This window comes from Jannaschia marina, assembly GCF_013404595.1.
GTDB lineage: Bacteria > Pseudomonadota > Alphaproteobacteria > Rhodobacterales > Rhodobacteraceae > Jannaschia > Jannaschia marina.
Map to the genome: position 1 here is coordinate 53513 of NZ_JABVAX010000007.1, position 17860 is coordinate 71372.

The 17860-nt window shown below is 68.1% G+C and carries 18 protein-coding genes; 5 read left to right on the forward strand and 13 right to left on the reverse strand.

Going from position 1 to position 17860, the window contains the following annotated elements; translation table 11 throughout:
- Positions 1-61 precede the first annotated feature (61 nt).
- Positions 62-871 (reverse strand): peptide chain release factor N(5)-glutamine methyltransferase, encoded by an 810-nt coding sequence (prmC, locus tag HSX43_RS12825; RefSeq protein WP_179380538.1) that lies wholly within the window; start codon positions 869-871, stop codon positions 62-64.
- The gene (gene prfA / locus HSX43_RS12830; RefSeq protein WP_179380539.1) at positions 868-1923 is read right to left on the reverse strand and encodes a peptide chain release factor 1; all 1056 of its coding nucleotides are present in this window, start codon (positions 1921-1923) and stop codon (positions 868-870) included. The genes prmC and prfA overlap by 4 nt, the downstream gene beginning before the upstream one ends.
- Positions 1924-1998: 75 nt before the next feature.
- On the opposite strand from prfA, the gene HSX43_RS12835 reads away from it, so the two are divergent.
- Complete coding sequence (locus tag HSX43_RS12835; RefSeq protein WP_179380540.1) at positions 1999-2223, forward strand: hypothetical protein; 225 nt, start codon at positions 1999-2001, stop codon at positions 2221-2223.
- Here HSX43_RS12835 and HSX43_RS12840 read toward each other — a convergent pair.
- Positions 2220-2624 (reverse strand): DUF6314 family protein, encoded by a 405-nt coding sequence (locus HSX43_RS12840; protein WP_179380541.1) that lies wholly within the window; start codon positions 2622-2624, stop codon positions 2220-2222. The two genes, HSX43_RS12835 and HSX43_RS12840, sit on opposite strands and share 4 nt — an antisense overlap.
- A gap of 69 nt (positions 2625-2693) precedes the next feature.
- Here HSX43_RS12840 and purB point away from each other — a divergent pair, with 69 nt between their 5' ends.
- The 3 genes from purB (at position 2694) to HSX43_RS12855 (ending at position 4543) form a co-directional block, all read left to right on the forward strand.
- A complete protein-coding gene (purB, locus tag HSX43_RS12845) occupies positions 2694-3995 on the forward strand; it encodes an adenylosuccinate lyase (RefSeq protein ID WP_179380542.1) in 1302 nt (433 codons plus the stop codon).
- A 50-nt stretch (positions 3996-4045) separates the two neighbouring features.
- Positions 4046-4231, forward strand: a complete 186-nt coding sequence (locus tag HSX43_RS12850) for a hypothetical protein (RefSeq protein ID WP_179380543.1) — start codon at positions 4046-4048, stop codon at positions 4229-4231.
- 135 nt (positions 4232-4366) lie between these two features.
- Entirely contained in the window at positions 4367-4543 is a 177-nt protein-coding gene (locus HSX43_RS12855) for a chitin-binding domain-containing protein (protein ID WP_179380544.1), read from the forward strand.
- A gap of 279 nt (positions 4544-4822) precedes the next feature.
- Here the strand turns inward: HSX43_RS12855 and HSX43_RS12860 are convergent, their stop codons facing one another.
- Together HSX43_RS12860 and guaD are read right to left on the reverse strand one after the other, a co-directional pair.
- Positions 4823-5458, reverse strand: a complete 636-nt coding sequence (locus HSX43_RS12860) for a hypothetical protein (RefSeq protein WP_179380545.1) — start codon at positions 5456-5458, stop codon at positions 4823-4825.
- A 169-nt stretch (positions 5459-5627) separates the two neighbouring features.
- A complete protein-coding gene (guaD, locus tag HSX43_RS12865) occupies positions 5628-6905 on the reverse strand; it encodes a guanine deaminase (RefSeq protein WP_179380546.1) in 1278 nt (425 codons plus the stop codon).
- Positions 6906-6994: 89 nt separating this feature from the next.
- On the opposite strand from guaD, the gene mgtE reads away from it, so the two are divergent.
- Positions 6995-8380: a magnesium transporter gene (mgtE, locus tag HSX43_RS12870; protein ID WP_179380547.1), complete on the forward strand. Its 1386-nt coding sequence runs from the start codon at positions 6995-6997 to the stop codon at positions 8378-8380.
- Between the two features lie 49 nt (positions 8381-8429).
- On the opposite strand, the gene HSX43_RS12875 is transcribed toward mgtE, so the two are convergent.
- From HSX43_RS12875 to HSX43_RS12910, 8 genes are all read right to left on the reverse strand, one after another.
- Positions 8430-8861: an ion channel gene (locus HSX43_RS12875; protein WP_179380548.1), complete on the reverse strand. Its 432-nt coding sequence runs from the start codon at positions 8859-8861 to the stop codon at positions 8430-8432.
- 10 nt (positions 8862-8871) lie between these two features.
- Positions 8872-10521, reverse strand: a complete 1650-nt coding sequence (gene recN / locus HSX43_RS12880) for a DNA repair protein RecN (RefSeq protein WP_179380549.1) — start codon at positions 10519-10521, stop codon at positions 8872-8874.
- Between the two features lie 124 nt (positions 10522-10645).
- A complete protein-coding gene (locus HSX43_RS12885) occupies positions 10646-11497 on the reverse strand; it encodes an outer membrane protein assembly factor BamD (RefSeq protein ID WP_179380550.1) in 852 nt (283 codons plus the stop codon).
- Positions 11498-11582: 85 nt separating this feature from the next.
- Positions 11583-12497, reverse strand: coding sequence for a UDP-3-O-acyl-N-acetylglucosamine deacetylase (lpxC, locus tag HSX43_RS12890; RefSeq protein ID WP_179380551.1), 915 nt, complete (start codon positions 12495-12497; stop codon positions 11583-11585).
- A gap of 358 nt (positions 12498-12855) precedes the next feature.
- Entirely contained in the window at positions 12856-14430 is a 1575-nt protein-coding gene (gene ftsZ / locus HSX43_RS12895) for a cell division protein FtsZ (RefSeq protein ID WP_407929379.1), read from the reverse strand.
- 252 nt (positions 14431-14682) lie between these two features.
- Positions 14683-16011: a cell division protein FtsA gene (gene ftsA / locus HSX43_RS12900; RefSeq protein WP_179380553.1), complete on the reverse strand. Its 1329-nt coding sequence runs from the start codon at positions 16009-16011 to the stop codon at positions 14683-14685.
- Complete coding sequence (locus HSX43_RS12905; protein ID WP_179380554.1) at positions 16008-16913, reverse strand: cell division protein FtsQ/DivIB; 906 nt, start codon at positions 16911-16913, stop codon at positions 16008-16010. The genes ftsA and HSX43_RS12905 overlap by 4 nt, the downstream gene beginning before the upstream one ends.
- Positions 16901-17824, reverse strand: coding sequence for a D-alanine--D-alanine ligase (locus HSX43_RS12910; RefSeq protein ID WP_179380555.1), 924 nt, complete (start codon positions 17822-17824; stop codon positions 16901-16903). Before HSX43_RS12910 ends, HSX43_RS12905 begins: the two co-directional genes overlap by 13 nt.
- Positions 17825-17860 lie beyond the last annotated feature (36 nt).

Sequence of the window (17860 nt, forward strand, 5' to 3'; positions counted from 1 at the left end):
TCAACCGTAGATGCTGACACGGTTATGGGTTGCAAGACCGGACGTTACAAGGGGATTCGTGTCAATCCGGCCCTTTTTCGCCGGAAACGACACGGTTCTTGCCGTTCAGATCGTCGATGACCCGGATATTCGCGAGGCCCGCCGCCCTCCAGAGGTCGGTCACCGCGTTGGCCTGTCCGGCTCCGATCTCGACCATGAGCCGACCGCCGGGGGCCAGATGGGCCGGAGCCGCGCGCGCGATCTCGCGGTAGGCGTCGAGACCGTCGCCACCGGGCGAGAGTGCGCCATGCGGCTCGCGCAGCACCTCGGGCGAGAGATCCGCCATCTCCGCCGCGGAGACATAGGGCGGGTTCGAGACGATGAGGTCGAAGGTGCCGTCAACTCCGTCGAGCCAGTCGGCCCGCACGAACCGTGCCTGCGCCTCTACCCCTACGACGTCCGCGTTGCGCCGCGCGACGGCAAGTGCCGCCTCGGAGATATCCGTGCCGAGGCCCCTCGCGCCGGGCCGCTCCGCGAGCAGTGACAGCAGGATGCAGCCCGAGCCGGTGCCGAGATCCAGCACGGTCTCGAAGGGGGCCGCGAGCGCCGCTTCGACCAGCGTTTCCGTATCCGGCCGCGGATCGAGGACGTCGGGGGTCACGATGAAGTCATGCCGCCAGAACGCCCGCCGTCCGAGGATGTGCGACATCGGCTCCCGCGCCGCGCGCCGCACGACCAGCGCCTCGAACCGCGCGGCGATCTCCGTGGTCAGCGCTTCCGCCTCGTCGCCGCCGACTTCCGACAGCAGCAAGGCCACATCCCGCGCCGCCCCCGGCACGCCCGCCGCCTCCAGCCGGCTCCGGGCTGCGCGCATCGCCTCCCGCGTCGTCATGCCCCCATCTCGGCCAGAAGCTGGGCCTGGAGATCGGCCGTCAGCGCGTCGATCACCTCGTCGAGGTCGCCCTGCATCACCTGATCGAGCTTGTAGAGCGTCAGGTTGATCCGGTGATCGGTCATGCGGCCCTGCGGAAAGTTGTAGGTCCGGATCCGCTCGCTGCGGTCACCCGAGCCGACCTGCGCGCGCCGGTCGGCCGACCGCTCGGCATCGGCGGCCGCGCGCTGCGCCTCGTAGAGCCTTGCGCGCAGCACGTTCATCGCGATCTCACGGTTGCGATGCTGCGACTTCTCCGACGACGTCACGACGAGGCCCGTCGGCAGGTGGGTGATCCGCACGGCCGAGTCGGTGGTGTTGACGTGCTGCCCGCCCGCGCCGCTTGCCCGCATGGTGTCGATGCGAATGTCGGTCGCGGGGATGTCGATGTCGACCTCCTCCGCCTCGGGCAGGACGGCGACGGTCGCGGCGGAGGTGTGGATGCGCCCCCCGCTCTCGGTCGCGGGCACGCGCTGGACGCGATGCACGCCGCTTTCGAACTTCAGTCGGGCGAAGACCGCCTCACCCGCGATCCGCGCCACGCATTCCTTCAGCCCGCCGAGGTCGGTCTCCTGGCGCTCGATCACCTCGAATTGCCAGCCGCGCGCCTCTGCGTAGTGGCGATACATCGCCTCCAGGTCGCTCGCGAAGAGCGCCGCTTCGTCGCCCCCCGTGCCCGGTCGGATTTCGAGGATCGCAGGCCGCGCGTCCGCCGCGTCCGTGGGCAGGAGCGCGATCTGCAAAGCCGCCTCGGCCTCGACGAGCGCGGCGCGCAATTCGGGAAGTTCGGCCTCGGCCAGCTCGGCCATCTCCGGGTCGTCCAGCATCGCCTCGGCGTCCGCCTTCTGCGCCTCGAGCGCGCGATAGGCGCGGACCTGCTCGGCCACGGGGCGCACCTCCGAATACTCACGCGTCAGATCGGCGATCTCCGAGGCATCCGGCCCCGCGTTCAGCCGGGCCTCGAGGTATTCGAAACGGGCGAGGATCTGGTCGAGGCGGTCGGGCGGCAACATGCCGCGTGCATGGGGCGCAGACAGGATTAGGTCAAGAGCCGCAGGGGTGCTAGGCTGATGGTAGGAGGATAGCCTATGCGCCGGATCGCCCTTGTCACCTGTCTCGCCGCCCTGCCCGGTTTCGGCTTCGCTCAGGGCAAGACGGTCGACTGCTACTGCACCGACACCACCGGCCACCGGGTGGAACTCGGCCAGCAGACCTGTCTGTCGATCAGCGGACGCAGCTTCATGGCCCGCTGCGACATGTCGCTCAACGTGCCGATCTGGCGCGACACCGGACGCGACTGCCTCAGCGGCTAGAGCCGACGATACCGCGTCAGCGCCCGGTAGTCCTTCCGGGGCCCGGTGACGCGCCAGCGCACGCTCCATCGGGGCCAGTTTCCCCAATCATAGGTCAGCACGTAGGTGTCCGGTGCGCAGTCGTGGTGCGCCGACGGACCGGCGATGCTGTGGAAGGGCCTGCCATCGGCGAAGGCGACTTCGAGCGTCTTCGGCGTCGCCCGCCAGAGCGTTTCTCGCCGGGCCTCGAAACCCTGGCGTCCCTGCGTCAAGCGGCCCGTCTCCAGGCACCTCAGGGCGGCCCCCTCCGGCACCCAGCGGCTTTCGCCTTCGAAGCGCGCACGGGTGCCGTCCGCATGGCGGATCACGCGGAGGGTGCGCCAGGTGCCGAGCAGACCGGCAAGGCGTTCGGGCGGCGTCATCTGTCTTCCTTGCAGGCCATGGGTCCGCAGCCTATGACGCCCGCGACGCCGCTGCCAGAGGATGCCGCCATGATCCCCCGCTATTCCCGCCCCGAGATGGTTTCGATCTGGTCGCCCGAGACCAAGTTTCGCATCTGGTACGAAATCGAGGCCCATGCCTGCGACGCGATGGCCGATCTGGGCGTCATCCCGCGCGAGAATGCCGAGGCCGTCTGGAAGGCACGGGACGTGGAGTTCGACGTGGCCCGCATCGACGAGATCGAGGCGGTGACGAAGCATGACGTGATCGCGTTCCTGACGCATCTGGCCGAGCACGTCGGGTCGGAGGAGGCGCGGTTCGTGCACCAGGGGATGACCTCCTCGGACGTGCTCGACACCTGCTTCAACGTGCAGCTCGTGCGTGCGGCCGACATCCTGATCGCCGACATGGAGGCGCTGCTGGCGGCGCTGAAACGGCGGGCGCACGAGCACAAGGACACGCTGCGCGTCGGTCGGTCGCACGGCATCCACGCGGAGCCGACGACGATGGGCCTGACCTTCGCGCGGTTCTACGCGGAAATGGATCGCAATCTCAAACGCTTGCACACCGCACGCGAGGAGATCGCGACGGGCGCGATCTCGGGGGCCGTGGGGACGTTCGCCAACGTCGATCCGGCGGTCGAGGCCCATGTCTGCGAGGCGCTCGGGCTGGAGCCGGAGCCGATCTCGACGCAGGTGATCCCGCGGGATCGCCATGCCGCCTTCTTCGCCGCCCTCGGGGTGGTGGCCAGTTCCATCGAGAACATCGCAACCGAGATCCGGCACATGCAGAGGACGGAAGTCCTTGAAGGTGCGGAATTTTTCTCAATGGGGCAGAAGGGCTCCTCGGCGATGCCACACAAGAAGAACCCCGTCCTGACCGAGAACCTGACGGGCCTCGCCCGCCTCGTGCGGATGGCAGCCGTGCCGGCGATGGAGAACGTAACCCTTTGGCACGAAAGGGATATCAGCCACTCCTCGGTGGAGCGCAACATCGGGCCGGACACGACGATCACGCTCGACTTCGCGCTGGCACGGCTGACCTCCGTGGTCGACAAGATGTTGATTTTCCCCGAGAACATGCTCGACAACATGAACAAGTTCCCGGGCCTCGTGATGTCGCAGCGCGTGCTGCTGGCGCTCACCCAGGCCGGCGTGAGCCGCGAGGATGCCTATGCCATGGTGCAGCGTAACGCCTTGAAAGTCTGGGAAGAACGCACCGACTTCAAGGAAGAGCTCCTGGCCGATGCCGACGTCGTCGCCGCGCTCGGGGTCGAGGCGATCAAGGAGAAGTTCGACATGGGCTACCACACCAAGCACGTCGACACGATCTTCGCCCGCGTCTTCGGCTGAACGAACAATTTGAACGTTTTGTACAGACACCGAGAGGCCGATTTGACGTTTTGTACAAGACGTCCGGGAGCGCCGACGGCGGCAGCGATCCGGAAACGTATCGAATTTTAGACATTTCCCGCCTTGCCCGATCCGCGCCTGCCGATAACGTCGGGGCACTTCAAGTGAGAGAGGGAGACGTCGCAATGACGATCAACAAGATCAACCGCATCAACACGATCAACCGGATCAACTGATCCACCCCGGGGCCGCGCGATCGGCCCCGGCGATTGCCCGCCCTGCGACGGTATGGCATTTTGCCGGAGCGCGGGAGCGGGCTACCCTAACGTCACCTGCCATCGGGGGATGCCCCCAGCCAAGGAGACGACGCGATGAAGATCAACCGAAAGATCAACACATTCGTGGCTGCCGCCGTCATGGTCGCCGCCCCCGGCCTCGCGCAGGCCTACGAGTGCAACTACGGCAAGGAGGAACTCACCATGTCCTGCGCGCCGGGCACGACTTTCGACGCCACGACGAACAGCTGCGTGACCATCAGCACAAGCTGACGTCACGACGACCGAACGACCGGATCGGGACGAAACGGCACCGCTCGCGGTGCCGTTTTTTGCTGGGGTGACAGGGCTGGCGGACGTCGCGAGAGACGACAGAAATCCCTCGCATGAGCGATGCACTGGAGCTTGCTTTGCGGACAAAATGGTTCTTGATGACAAGAACCCAAATGACCGGTTCACATCTAGCACACAAAGCTCGCCCGTTTCTGGTATCTCCAGAAAAAGGCCGCCAAATAGGCTATCAGTCCTCTCGGCAAAGAAAAGCTGCGGTGTTCAACCCCAAGCGCTATTCATATCCATCTCTTGCGTCAACGATACTGTCCCGTCCGACTCGACCACTATCGTGATACACTTGGAACCATCGTCGATCCCAAAAATGTAGCGACATTTAGCTTGTCGTGCCGCCTCTTCGTTGCTGCGCACATCAATAGTGAATCCTTCAGAGCCATCACCTCCATGCTCTGGCCAATCCATATCTACTCGATCAGAATTTAGAAGTTCCTCGTATCCGGCAACTGATGTGAAGTAATGGCGGATGGCCATATGAACTGACATTCGATCTGGGTCGATTTTGTACTCTGCAACCGAGTGGTGCATCGCAATGACCTGTGCGCTGTCACGGTCAATTCGATACTCGCCATGAAATTCGATCACCTGCTGAGCAATATCATCAAATATCTCTTTCCATATGGGCCAGTTTTCTTCAATCGTAGATGGAGCCGCGAAGATCGCGAGTGCAACAGCAGCTCCGTTTAAACTCTTCCAGATTCCTGCTGGCCAATCGGCACCCAGTCCGGCGTTTCCGTCCAATATGATTATACCCTGAGGCGGCGTTCTAACGAGTTCAAGGAATGCTTCGTTCGAATGATCACCCGGTCCGTAAACATTCGTTGTTGTCAAAAACTGCATTGGCTTGACTTCCTAAGGTGTGCGGTTCCACCGGCCAGATATGAGCTCAACCGCAGCGATGCCTAGACTTGCGGAAGCACTGCAAGTCGGAAAGCTGACATTGGCGCATGAAGCAGCATCCGGTAAAATGGGCTCATTGCTGCCCTTCGCCGCGCCCGGCAAAGCCCCCTCACCGCATCCCCCGCCCCGCGACGTAGACCTGCGCAACCGAGCGGTCGTCGCCCAGCATGATCGTCGGGAAGACCGCCTCCCAGAGGGTGTCGGCGCGGGCGTGGCGTTGGGCGATGGCAGGGGTCGCGGCGAGGTCGAGGACGGCGAGGTCGGCCATGGCCCCGGGGGCAAGACGGCCGATATCGGGGGCGTGGAGGGCGCGGGCGGAGCCTTCGGTGGCGAGCCAGAGGAGCTGCGCCGGATGGAGCGCCTGCCCCCGCAGCTGTGCGATCTCGTAGGCGGCCGCCATGGTGCGCAGCATCGAGAAGCTGCTGCCGCCACCCGTGTCGGTGGCGAGGCCCACGCGCATCCGCCGCGCGAGGGCCATGTCGAAGAGACCGGAGCCGATGAAGGTGTTGGAGGTCGGGCAATGGACGACGGCCGCGCCGACCTCGGCGAGCCGGTCGCGTTCGCGCTCGGTCAGGTGGATGGCATGGCCGTAGAGGCCGCGCGCGCCGAGGAGCCCATGCGCCTCGTAGGTGTCGAGGTAGTCGCGGGCCTCCGGGAAGAGGTTCTGCACCCAGGCGATCTCGTCGGTCTGCTCGGAGAGGTGGGTCTGCATCAGGCAGTCGGGGTGCTCGGCCCAGAGCGCGCCGAGGGCCGAGAGCTGGTCGGGGGTCGAGGTGGGCGAGAAGCGGGGCGTGACGACGTAGGAGGCCCGCCCTGCCCCGTGCCAGCGCGCGAGCAGGCGCTTGCTGTCGTCGTAGGCCGATTGCGCGGTGTCGCGCAGGTCGTCGGGGGCGTTGCGGTCCATGCAGGTCTTGCCGGCCCATATCGCGATGCCGCGCCGCGCGGCGGCTCCGAAGATCGCCTCGACGCTTTCGGGGTGGATCGTGGCGAAGCTGCACATCGCGGTGGTGCCATGGGCGAGCGCGAGGTCGAGATAGGTCTCGGCCACGGCCTCGGCATGGGCGGGATCGCGAAAGCGCGCCTCCTCGGGAAACGTATAGGTGTTGAGCCAGTCGATCAGCCGTTTGCCCCAGGAGGCGATGATCGCGGTCTGGGGATAGTGGACGTGCGCGTCGACGAACCCCGGCAGGATGAGGTGCCCCCCGTGGTCGATGACGCGGGCCTGCGGGCGCGCGACGCGCATCCGGTCGGCCGGGCCGACCTCGGCGATGCGCCCGTCCTGCACCAGAACCGCGCCGTGGGTGTGATGTTCGACCGCCGCCTCCGGATCGATGGCGAAGGGATCGGTGGTGAAGGCCAGCGTCTGTCCGAGAAGGAGCGTCGTCATGGGCGCGGCTTAGCGCAGGGGCGAAATCGCCGCTACCCCTTCGACGGCGGGCGCGCTATCCCGACGGCACGAACCCGGAGGTGCGCCCCATGTCCCAGTCTGAGCCCGTAGAAGACGCCTTCGAGGACGAGGTCGAGCTGGACCAGCCGCGTCTCAGGCAGGTGCAGATCGCGCTCGAGGCGCGCGACCGAATGGCGCTCGACGACCTGCTGGAGCCGCTCCACGGGGCCGACATCGCCGACCTGATCGAGCAGATCTCCGAATACGAGCGCGCGACCCTGGTGGAGCTGTGGTCGGGGCAGATCGACGGGGAGATCCTGTCGGAGCTGGACGAGGGGCTGCGCGAGGAGGTGCTGAGCGCCCTGCCCGCCGAAGACGTGGCCGAGGCCGTGCGGGAGCTCGACACCGACGACGTGGTCGACCTGATCGAGAACCTCGAGGACGAGGGCCAGGCGGGAGCCATCCTCGGCGCGCTCGACGATGCGGACCGGGTGGCCGTCGAACAGGCGCTGACCTTCCCGGAATACTCCGCCGGTCGCCTGATGCAGCGGGAGGTGGTGATCGCGCCGTCGTTCTGGACCGTGGGTCAGGCCATCGACCACATGCGCGGCAGCGACGACCTGCCGGAGCAGTTCTATCACGTCATCCTGGTCGATCCGCGGATGCGGCCCGTGGGCCATGTGACGCTGGGCAAGATCCTGTCATTCCCGCGCGAGACGGCATTGTCGGAGATCGAGGAGGACAGCTTCCGCACCTTCGAGGCGACCGAGCCCGAGAGCGCGGTGGCCTATGCCTTCAATCAGTACCACCTGATCTCCGCCGCCGTGGTGGACGAGGACGACCGGCTGCTGGGCGTCATCACCATCGACGACGCGATGGCCGTCCTGGACGAGGAGGCGGAGGAGGACATCCTGCGCCTCGCCGGTGTCGACAGCGAGGGCTCGCTGTCGGACCGGGTGCTGGGCACGGTGCGGCGGCGCTTCCCCTGGCTCGGGGTGAACCTCATCACGTCGATCCTCGCCTCGCTCGTCATCGCGCAGTTCGACGCGGTGATCGCCGAGATCGTGGCGCTCGCCGTGCTGATGCCGATCGTCGCCTCCATGGGCGGGAACGCGGGCACGCAGTCGCTCACCGTGGCCGTGCGCGCGCTGGCCACGCGCGACCTGACGGGCGCGAACGTCTGGCGCGTCATCCGGCGGGAGGTGGCCGCGGGCACGATCAACGGCGCGGCCTTCGCAATCATCATGGGGATCGTGGGGATCGTCTGGTTCGGCTCGCCGATGCTGGGGGTGGTGATCGGCGTGGCGATGGTCATCAACCTCGCCGTGGCGGGCCTCGCCGGCGTGGGCATCCCGGTGGTGCTGGAAAAGGTCGGCATCGACCCGGCGCTGGCATCCGGGGCCTTCGTTACGACGGTGACGGATGTGGTGGGCTTCTTCGCCTTCCTGGGGCTGGCGGCGATGTGGCTGCTGTAGCGGCGCGCAATCGGGCGACTGCCCGACGGGAGAGACGCGCGGGCGCGACCTATTTGCGCGTGGCCTGACGCGAACGGGTCTCGCGCAGGGTTTCGACCAGCATCGCGGTCAGCAGGCCGAAGAGCAGAAGGCCGTTGGCGGCGGCAAGCCCCCCGAGCAGACGCCACTCCTCGACCATCAGAACGTCGCCGAACCCGAGGGTCGTGAAGACGACGAGGGAGAAATAGACCGCCGCCTCGAAGCGATCGAAGGCCCCCAGCAGCCAGAAGCCGATGGCCCAGATCCAGACCGCGACGGTCACCATGGCGAGCGACCAGAGCATTGCCAGCGCCAGCGTGACCGTCAGCTTCAGGCCGTGGGGGCGGCGTGCGATCCAGGGCTGGACCCGGATCAGCATCGTCTCCAGCACCCACCAGCCGGGTGCCGTGGCGAGGGCGGTCAGAAGAATGAGAAGGCTTCCGAGGGCGAGCTGGACGAACACCGTCCCGCCCTCAGGCCGCCGCGTCCAGAAGCGCCTGCGCGGCACCGCGGGCGGCGTCGGTGACCTGATCGCCGGCGAGCATCCGGGCGATCTCGTCCAGCCGGTCGGCCTCGGCGACGGGCATGACCGTGGAGCGCGTCGTCTCGCCCTCCACCCGTTTCTCGACCCGCCAATGATGCGCGCCGAGCGCCGCGACCTGGGGCGAATGCGTGACGACGAGCACCTGCCCGCCGTCGGCCAGTGCCTTCAGGCGGCGGCCCACGGCGTCGGCGGTGGCCCCGCCGACGCCACGGTCGATCTCGTCGAAGATGAGCGTGCGCGCCCTGTCCCCGCCCGTCAGGCAGACCTTGAGCGCCAGGAGAAAGCGGCTGAGTTCACCACCCGAGGCGATCTTGTCGAGGGGGCCTGCGGGGGCCCCGGGATTGGTCGCCACCTCGAAGGCGACCTCGTCCACGCCGTCGGGCCCCGGCGTGCCGGGCGCGAGGCGCGTCGTGAAGATCGCGCGGTCCATCTTGAGCGGGGCGAGTTCGCCGGCCATGGCCCGGTCGAGCCGCCGGGCGGCGTCGGTCCGGGTCGCGGTGAGGGCGGCGGCGGCGATGTCGTAGGCCCCCTGCGCCGCCGTCGCGGCCTTCACCAGCGCTGGCAGCCCCCCCTCCGCCGCGTCGAGCAGGTCGAGGCGGTCGCGCAGGTCGGCGGCGAAGGAAGGCAGGTCGTCGGGCGCGACGCCGTGCTTGCGGGCGAGCGCGCGGATCGCGAAGAGGCGTTCCTCGGTCTCCTCGAGGTCCGTGGGGTTGAAGGCGAGCTGGTCGAGGCAGCCCTCGACGCCGGCCTGCGCCTCGCCCAGTTCGATCATCGCGCGGTTCAGCGCGTCGATGGCCGGGGTCAGGGCTTCCGCCGCCTCGCCCGCGTCCTCCAGCCAGCGGGTCGCGTCGATCATCTGACCCTCGGCCCCCTGCGGCCCGATCGCATGGAGCGCCTTCGCCACGTCCTCCCGGATGCGCTCGGCCCCCTGCATCATGCGGCGGCGCGTGTCGAGCTCCGCCTCCTCGCCCGGTTGCGGATCGAGGGCGTTGAACTCGGCGACGGCGTGGCGCAGGAAGTCCTCCTCCGCGCGGGCCGCATCGCGTGTCGCTTCGGCCTCTTCGAGGGCGCGGCGGGCGGCGCGCAGGTCGCGCCAGGCGGCAGCAACCGGTGCAAGGTCGACGCCGGCGAAGGCGTCGAGCAGGCGGCGGTGGCCGCGCGTGTCGAGAAGGCCGCGGTCGTCGTGCTGCCCGTGGAGTTCGAGAAGCGTCTCCGATAGTGCGCGCAACACCTCGCCGGTCACGCGGGTGCCGTTGACCCAGGCCGTCTTGCGCCCGTCGCGGGCGTTGACCCGGCGCAGGAGCAGCTCGCCCTCCTCGGCGGCGATGGCCTGTTCCGCGAGGACCGCGTGGGCCGCGTGGCCGGGCGGCAGCGCGAAACTTGCCGTGACCTCGCCCTGCTCCGCGCCTTGCCGCACGAGATCGGCCCGCCCGCGCCAGCCGAGCACGAACCCAAGCGAATCGAGCAGGATCGACTTGCCCGCGCCCGTCTCGCCCGTCAGCACGTTGAGCCCGGGCTGAAAGTCGAGCGACAGGTGGTCGATGATAAGGAGGTCCCGGATGTCGAGGCTGCGGAGCATGAACCGAGTGTTACTGCGACGGTAGGGGGTTGGCGAGGGGGTGCATGAGGGTAGGACATGCCGACGACCTCGCGCGAAACAGCATTTGCCCAATGGGCAAACGCCGCAAACTGGCCATCCTTGACTAGAGCCAGCGGCCCTGGATCGTCCTGCGGTAGATTTCGGCGAGCCAGCCGGTGCCGCGTGCCTCGGGCGACAGGCCCTGACCCGTCAGCTGGCGATAGGCGTCGTCGTAGAACGGCGAGGACTGGAAGTTGTAGCCGAGGATGGCCCCCGCCGTCTGCGCCTCGTCGGTGAGGCCGAGCGAGAGATAGGCCTCGACCAGCCGCAGGAGCGCCTCGGGCGTGTGCGTCGTGGTCTGGAACTCCTCGACGACGGCGCGGAAGCGGTTGATCGCCGCGGGGTAGTGCTGCCGCTTGAGGTAGTAGCGCCCGATCTCCATCTCCTTCGCCGCGAGGTGGTCGAAGGCGAGGTCGAACTTCAGGATCGAGGATCGCGCGTATTCGCTGTCGGGATAACGCTCGATCACGGTGCGCAGGGACTGCAGGGCCTGGAAGGTCAGGCCCTGATCGCGGCCCACCTGATCGATCTGGTCGTAGTAGCTGAGCGCGAGGAGGTACTGGGCATAGGCCGCGTCCTCGTCGGCCGGATAGAAGTCGATGAACCGCTGCGCGGCGGCGCGGGCGTTCTCGTAATCCCGATCCTTGTGGTAGGCGAAGGCCTGCATGATGAGGCCGCGCTTGGCGAAATCGGAATAGGGGTAGAGCCGCTCGATCTCGGCGAAGAGAGCGGCCGCATCGTCGGCATCGCCACGAGCCAGCTCGAGCTCGGCCCGGGTGAAGATGGTCTCGGGGGCCGTATCCTCGAGATCGAGGTTGTCGGTGCCGCCACCGCAGGCCGTGAGTCCGCCGGCCAGGGCCATCACGGTCAGGAGCCTGCCGATGCGAAGAGGTTGCCGATCCGTCATGCGTCCCATTCCTGCCCCGTGCCTGAACGGCATCTCGCGGCACCATAGTCGAGCCGCTCGGGGCTGTGAAGCGTCGGGACGGCGAAAAAGGGCGTCACAGATGCGCGAAGACATCCCGCTCCAGACCGGCGCCGGGCAGAAGGCGGCAATCGGCGGCCGAAAGGGTGCGGATGCGATAGGCCAGCGGGTCGGCGAACAGCGCGCGCAGCAGCTTGTTCGTCATCGCGTGGCCCGCACGGACGCCGGTGTAACGCCCGAGGATCGGAGCCCCGGCCAGTGCCAGATCGCCCAGGGCGTCGAGCATCTTGTGACGCACGGCCTCGTCGGTGTGGCGGAATCCTTCGGGGTTCACGACGCGGGATCCGTCGACGACGACGGCGTTCGACAGCGAGCCGCCGAGTGCCTTGCCGGCCGCGTGCATCGCGTCGACGTCCGACTGGCGGCAGAACGTCCGGCTGTCGCAGAGCTCACGCACGAAAGTACCGTTCGAGAGGCGAAGAACCTTGTGCTGCCGGCCGATCGCGGCGTCGGCGAAGTCGATCGAGAAGTCGATCTCCAGTTCATCGGCAGGTGTGAGCGTCGCCGAGGCGAGGCCGTCCTGCACGTGAACGCGGCGCAAAACCTCGATCGCGTGGACGGGCGCGTCGAGCCGGCGCACGCCGGTGGCGAGGAACTTCCGGACGAAATCGGCGGCCGAGCCGTCGAGGATCGGAACCTCAGGGCCGTCGATCTCGACGATCGCGTTCAGGATGCCGCAGCCCGAGAGCGCCGCCATGATATGCTCCACCGTCGAGACGGACACGCCCGCCTCGTTCACGAGAAGCGTGCAGAGCGGCGACGTCTCCACCGCGTCGTGGCGCGCGGGGATCATCGTGTTGCCGACGAGGTCGGTGCGGCGGAACCAGATGCCGTGGTGCGCGGGCGCGGGATGAACGGACAGGCGCGCGGGTCGTCCGGCGTGAAGGCCGGTTCCCTGGAAGTGGACGATGTCCTTGATCGTGGTCTGCATGATGCACCCCGCGGTTGCTGCCTATGGCGGCCCGTCTTGCACGGGCTCGTTGCCTCAACTCTCAGCTACGCGGATGGTCCCTGTCTCGCAATTCAACCGCTGTTACGGGTTGAAACAGGCACCTTCGATGGATGAGCGGATTTTTGCTTACCACTCACTGTAAGGTCTCATTCATCAGGTTTTCAAAGCTTTGTCACATTCGACACGATCACTGAAGCCGGAAATCGGCGACCCGGATGTGAACGGAACGCGGCGTCATTTCGAGCGCGAAAAGGGCCGCGGACATCCGCCGCGACGGCAAACGGCGGCCCTTGGGAGGCCGCCGTCGCGTAGGTGTGGAAGGCTGCCGCGCGGGGCGTCAGTTGGCCTGACGGCGCAGGAAGGCCGGGATCTCGATCCGCTCGTCCTCCTCGGGGGCCGCGGCCTGCGCCGGGGTCGGCGTCGGCTCGGCCGGGCGTTGAACCGGCGTGTCGGCGGCAGTGCCGGTCATGCGGTTGATGAGCGAACCGATCCCGAAGCGCCCTTCCCCGGCGGCCGGAGCGCGCGGCGGCTCGGCCGTGACGCTGCGCTCGCCCTTGGAGACGGCGGCGCGCAGGCGGTCCATCGCCTCGGGCGAGGGCGCGCCGGTTGGGCGCGGTGCCGTGAAACGGGCCTGCGGCGGCTCGGCGGCCGCAACGGGCTGTGGAGCCGGGGCCGGCGTATAGGCGGGCGGCGGAAGGTCGTCGGTGGCCTCGGTAGTCGGCGCATCGTCGAAGAAGCTCTGGGCGACCTCTGCCTCCTCGGCCTCCTGCTGATCCATGGCATCGAAGAAGTTCGGTGTCTCGGGCTCGGCGGGAACCTCGGCGACCGGCGCGGGCGCGGCGACCTCGGCGGCGGCGACGGGCGCTTCCACAGGGGCCTCGACCGGAGCGGCGGCGACCGCCGGAGCCTCCGACGACATCCGGCGGCGCGGCATGGGCGCGGGCGTGGTCGCGGCGGAGGCGTCGATGCCCGTCGCCACGACGGAGACGCGCATGAACCCTTCCATCGACGGATCGAGGGTGGAGCCGACGATGATGTTCGCGTCCTCGTCCACTTCCTTGCGGATGCGGTTCGCGGCCTCGTCCATCTCGAAGAGGGTGAGGTCGTGTCCGCCGGTGATGTTGATGAGCACGCCCTTCGCGCCCGAGAGGCTGAGCTCGTCGAGAAGCGGGTTGGCGATGGCCTTCTCTGCGGCCTCGACCGCGCGGTCCTCGCCCTCGCCCTCGCCGGTGCCCATCATGGCCTTGCCCATCTCGTCCATCACCGAGCGGACGTCGGCGAAGTCGAGGTTGATCATGCCCGGGCGGACCATGAGATCGGTCACGCCTTTAACGCCTTGATAGAGTACGTCGTCGGCCATGGAGAAGGCCTCGGTGAAGGTCGTGCGCTCGTTGGCGAGGCGGAAGAGGTTCTGGTTCGGGATGATGATGAGCGTATCGACGACCTTCTGGAGAGCCTCCACGCCCTCCTCGGCCTGGCGCATCCGCTTGGAACCCTCGAACTGGAACGGCTTGGTGACGACGCCGACGGTCAGGATGCCAAGCTCGCGCGCGGCCTGGGCGATGATCGGAGCGGCACCGGTGCCGGTGCCGCCGCCCATGCCGGCGGTGATGAAGCACATATGCGCGCCGGCCAGACGGTCGACGATCTCCTCGATCGTCTCCTCGGCGGCGGAGGCCCCGACCTGCGGGCGCGCGCCGGCCCCCAGACCTTCGGTCACGCGGGCCCCGAGCTGGATCCGGGATTGCGCGGAATTCTGCGCGAGGGCCTGGGCGTCGGTGTTGGCGACGACGAACTCCACGCCCTCCAGGTCCTTCTGGATCATGTTGTTGACGGCGTTGCCGCCGGCCCCGCCCACACCGAACACGGTGATGCGCGGGCGCAGATCGACCTCCGGAGTCGTGCCGGGCATGGTGAGATTCAATGTCATAGCTCTGTCCACCTGTATTTGAGGCCCGCCTCAGGCCATGGTTCGCGGTTCCCGCGTTATTCCCGTCAGGCTAGCGCCTTTGATTCCGCGCGTCACCCCAAAATCGAATCGGGTCGGCGAAATACGGCAAAAATGCGGCAGGTGGTCGGAGCGAAGCTCTTTTGCGAAAAGAGCTTCCTGGAGTTTTCGCCGAAAACTCCCGCAAAAGGCTTCTCACGAAGGCTTTTGTCCGCCCTACCAGTTGTCCTTGAACCAGCGCATCGCCCGGCGAAGCGACCGACCGGAGGTGCGCTCGGGCACGGCGTCGAAATCCCAGAACTCGTCCTGCGGTTCGGCCCCCTGCATGCAGAGGCCCACGGCGGCGGCGAAGGCCGGGCCCTTGGCCGCTTCGGGCAGGCCGTGGACGCGCAGCGGACGGCCGAGGCGCACCTGGTTGCCGAGGATGCGGCCCGCCAGCTGATCGAGGCCCGGGATCTGAGACGCCCCGCCGGAGAGCACGATGCGCTGCGACGGCAGATCGCCGAAGCCTGCGGCATCGAGGCGCGCGCGCGCGTCCTCCAGGATCTCCTCGACCCGGGGGCGGATGATGCCGATCAGTTCGGTGCGGGTGACGGAGCGACGGTCGTGGTGCCAGTCGCCGGTGTCGGCCTCGAGCGGGATGAGCTCCCGGTCATCCATGCCCGTCGCGTGGACCCCGCCGTAGCGGCACTTGATCATCTCGGCCATGTTCGCCGGGATCCGCAGCCCCTGGCTGATGTCGGAGGTTACATGCGCCCCGCCGAAGGGCACGGTGTCGGCGAAGACCATATGCTTGCGCATGAAGATGGAGATGCCGGTCGTGCCCGCCCCCATGTCGATGCAGGCGGCCCCGAGTTCCTTCTCGTCCTCGACGAGGGCCGATGTCGCGGCGGCATAGGGCGCGGAGGCCAGTCCCGCCAGCTCCAGGTCGCACCGGTGGATGCAGGTCAGCAGGTTCTCGATCGCGTGGGCGTCGACCGACAGAAGGTGCATGTCTGCGCGCAGCATCTCGCCGGTCTGGCCGCGCGGGTCGCGCAGGGTGGTGCGGTGGTCGATGCCGAAGTTCACGGGCTGCGCGTGCAGCACCTCGCGCCCCGGCCCGATGTCGGGCGCGTCGATCGAGGAGAGGACGCGGCCGATGTCGTGGACGGTGCAGGGCCCCGCGTCGAGCATCACCTCGCCCGCGAGCGGCCAGGATGTCGGACGCCCGCCGGAGAAACAGGCGATGACGTGGTCGACGCGCACGCCCGCCATCTTCTGCGCGCCCTGCACGGCGGTGCGGATCGCGCGCTCGGTCTCGGGCATGGCGTCGACCTCGCCCATGCGGATCCCGCGCGAGCGGGTGGTCGTCGCGCCGATGACGCGGAAGTTCGACTGCCCCGCCATGTGGCCCACGCCCTCGCCCTGGGGCGTGTTCTCCTCGAAGCGCAGCACGAGGCAGGCCGTCTTGTAGCTGCCGACGTCGAGGATCGCGACGACACCGCGCTGCAGCGCGGCCTGGCGTTTGCGGCGCATGGCGCGCTGCGCGTGAAACAGGCGGCTCATTGGGTCCCTTCCGAATGATCGAGTGAGAGGCGCTGCAGCTCCTGCAGGCCCTTGAGTTCCGAACGCGCCTCGGGCGTCAGGCGCAGGACCGGGCGCTCGGGGATGCGCAGGTCGACGACCTTGACGTCGCGGTCGAGGACGTCATGGGCGGCGTGCATGGCGAGCGCGCGATCGAGGGCGGCCACCGGAGCTTCCTCGGGCAGCGCGATCGACTGGCCGTTCGTCAGCACCACGTCCCAACGACGGTTGCCGATGCGCGCGAGACCGATGAAGCGGTCGTCGATCGGCCGGGCGGCCGCCACGAGCGTCAGGGCTTCGGGCACCGCCGTCTCGGCCCCCGCGCCCGCGATCAGCGGCAGCGCGCCGGCGGTGGCGATGTTGTGGAGCGTGGCCACGCGGTGGCCGCCGGCGTCGAGCACCTCGATGCCCTCCTCCGTCTGCCAGGCGACGGCGGGCGTGCGCTCGGTCACCTTGAGGAGGAGGACGCCACCGGCCTTCACCCGCACCTCCGCGTCGAGGACGGGGTCGAGGCTCACGAGCTTCTCGCGCAGGGCATCCATGTCGAGCTTGAACTGGCTCAGCGGGAGGTCGATCGGAAGCGCCTCCTGGATGTCGTCCTGCAACTCGGCGCTCGCGCCCTCGATGCGCAGGAGCGAGACCATGAACTCGGGCCGGTCCTGCACCGCGCTGACCGCGTCTTCCCAGGTGTCGATGATCGCGGTCAGCCGCGCCTCGTCGTGGATGTACCAGGTGAAGGCGATGACGAAGCCGAAGCTCGGGATGCCGGTGCGCACCAGCGCCCGGAAGAGCGGCGTGAGCCAAAGGCGTTCCAGCCGGTAGCGCCACTTGCTCGGGGCCGGGTCGATGACCGGGCGGGACGCGCGGGGGCTCACCGGTCGCATGAGGCATCCTCCACCAGGATCGCGCAAAGCTGCCCGAAGGTCAGGCCCGCCGCCTCGGCCTGTTCGGGCGTGAGCGACGTGGGCGTCATCCCGGGCTGGGTATTCGTCTCCAGCAGGATCAGGCCGTCCACGCCGCGCGTGTCGTCCCAGCGGAAGTCCGTCCGGCTGATCGCGCGGGCTCCGAGGGCGTCATGGGCGCGCAGGGCATAGTCCCGGCAGGCGGCGGTGATCTCTTCGGGGAGGTCGGCGGGCACCGTATGGCGGCTGCCGCCCGGCGCATACTTCGCCTCGTAGTCGTACCAGCCGTCCATATGGATCTCGGTCACCGGCAGGGCCCGGTCCCCCAGGACGGTACAGGTCAGTTCGCGCCCCGGCGCGTAGGTTTCGACCATGACGCGCGCGGGCATCGTGTCGGGCAGCGTCGGCCCGGTCGTGCCCTCGGTCACGATGTAGATGCCGACCGAGGAGCCTTCGTTGTTCGGCTTCACCACGTAGGGCAGCGGCAGGACGTGCCCGGCCGCGACCTCGGCCTTCGGAACGATCCGGCTCTCGACGACCGGCAGGCCGGCGATGCGGTAGGCGTCCTTCGTGCGCGCCTTGTCCATGGCGAGCGAGGAGGCGCGGACGCCGGAGTGCGTATAGGGAATCCGCAGCCATTCGAGCACGCCCTGCACGCAGCCGTCCTCGCCCCAGCGGCCATGCAGCGCGTTGAAGACGGCATCGGGCGCGACCTGTTGCAGGCGGGACACCAGCTCCGGGCCACCCTCGGCCCCGGCCTCCACCTCGGTGACGGTATAGCCCTCGCCGCGCAGCGCCTCCGCGCAGCCGCGACCGGTCGACAGCGAGACGTCCCGCTCCGACGAGGGGCCGCCCATCAGGACGGCAACATGTTGGTAGGTCCTGCCCGACATACCCAATATCCTGCGCCTCGTGCCAGGGTCTTGCCG

Bases quoted from the DNA above. Each gene is read 5' to 3' on its own strand.
- mgtE (WP_179380547.1), top strand. From the start codon at position 6,995: ATGTCCCAGTCTGAGCCCGTAGAAGACGCCTTCGAGGACGAGGTCGAG.
- HSX43_RS12835 (WP_179380540.1), top strand. From the start codon at position 1,999: ATGCGCCGGATCGCCCTTGTCACCTGTCTCGCCGCCCTGCCCGGTTTC.
- guaD (WP_179380546.1), bottom strand. From the start codon at position 6,905: ATGACGACGCTCCTTCTCGGACAGACGCTGGCCTTCACCACCGATCCC.
- prfA (WP_179380539.1), bottom strand. From the start codon at position 1,923: ATGTTGCCGCCCGACCGCCTCGACCAGATCCTCGCCCGTTTCGAATAC.
- HSX43_RS12840 (WP_179380541.1), bottom strand. From the start codon at position 2,624: ATGACGCCGCCCGAACGCCTTGCCGGTCTGCTCGGCACCTGGCGCACC.
- lpxC (WP_179380551.1), bottom strand. From the start codon at position 12,497: ATGCAGACCACGATCAAGGACATCGTCCACTTCCAGGGAACCGGCCTT.
- HSX43_RS12855 (WP_179380544.1), top strand. From the start codon at position 4,367: ATGAAGATCAACCGAAAGATCAACACATTCGTGGCTGCCGCCGTCATG.
- ftsZ (WP_407929379.1), bottom strand. From the start codon at position 14,430: ATGCCCGGCACGACTCCGGAGGTCGATCTGCGCCCGCGCATCACCGTG.
- prmC (WP_179380538.1), bottom strand. From the start codon at position 871: ATGACGACGCGGGAGGCGATGCGCGCAGCCCGGAGCCGGCTGGAGGCG.
- purB (WP_179380542.1), top strand. From the start codon at position 2,694: ATGATCCCCCGCTATTCCCGCCCCGAGATGGTTTCGATCTGGTCGCCC.
- ftsA (WP_179380553.1), bottom strand. From the start codon at position 16,011: ATGAGCCGCCTGTTTCACGCGCAGCGCGCCATGCGCCGCAAACGCCAG.
- HSX43_RS12905 (WP_179380554.1), bottom strand. From the start codon at position 16,913: ATGCGACCGGTGAGCCCCCGCGCGTCCCGCCCGGTCATCGACCCGGCC.
- HSX43_RS12885 (WP_179380550.1), bottom strand. From the start codon at position 11,497: ATGGGACGCATGACGGATCGGCAACCTCTTCGCATCGGCAGGCTCCTG.
- HSX43_RS12910 (WP_179380555.1), bottom strand. From the start codon at position 17,824: ATGTCGGGCAGGACCTACCAACATGTTGCCGTCCTGATGGGCGGCCCC.
- HSX43_RS12860 (WP_179380545.1), bottom strand. From the start codon at position 5,458: ATGCAGTTTTTGACAACAACGAATGTTTACGGACCGGGTGATCATTCG.
- recN (WP_179380549.1), bottom strand. From the start codon at position 10,521: ATGCTCCGCAGCCTCGACATCCGGGACCTCCTTATCATCGACCACCTG.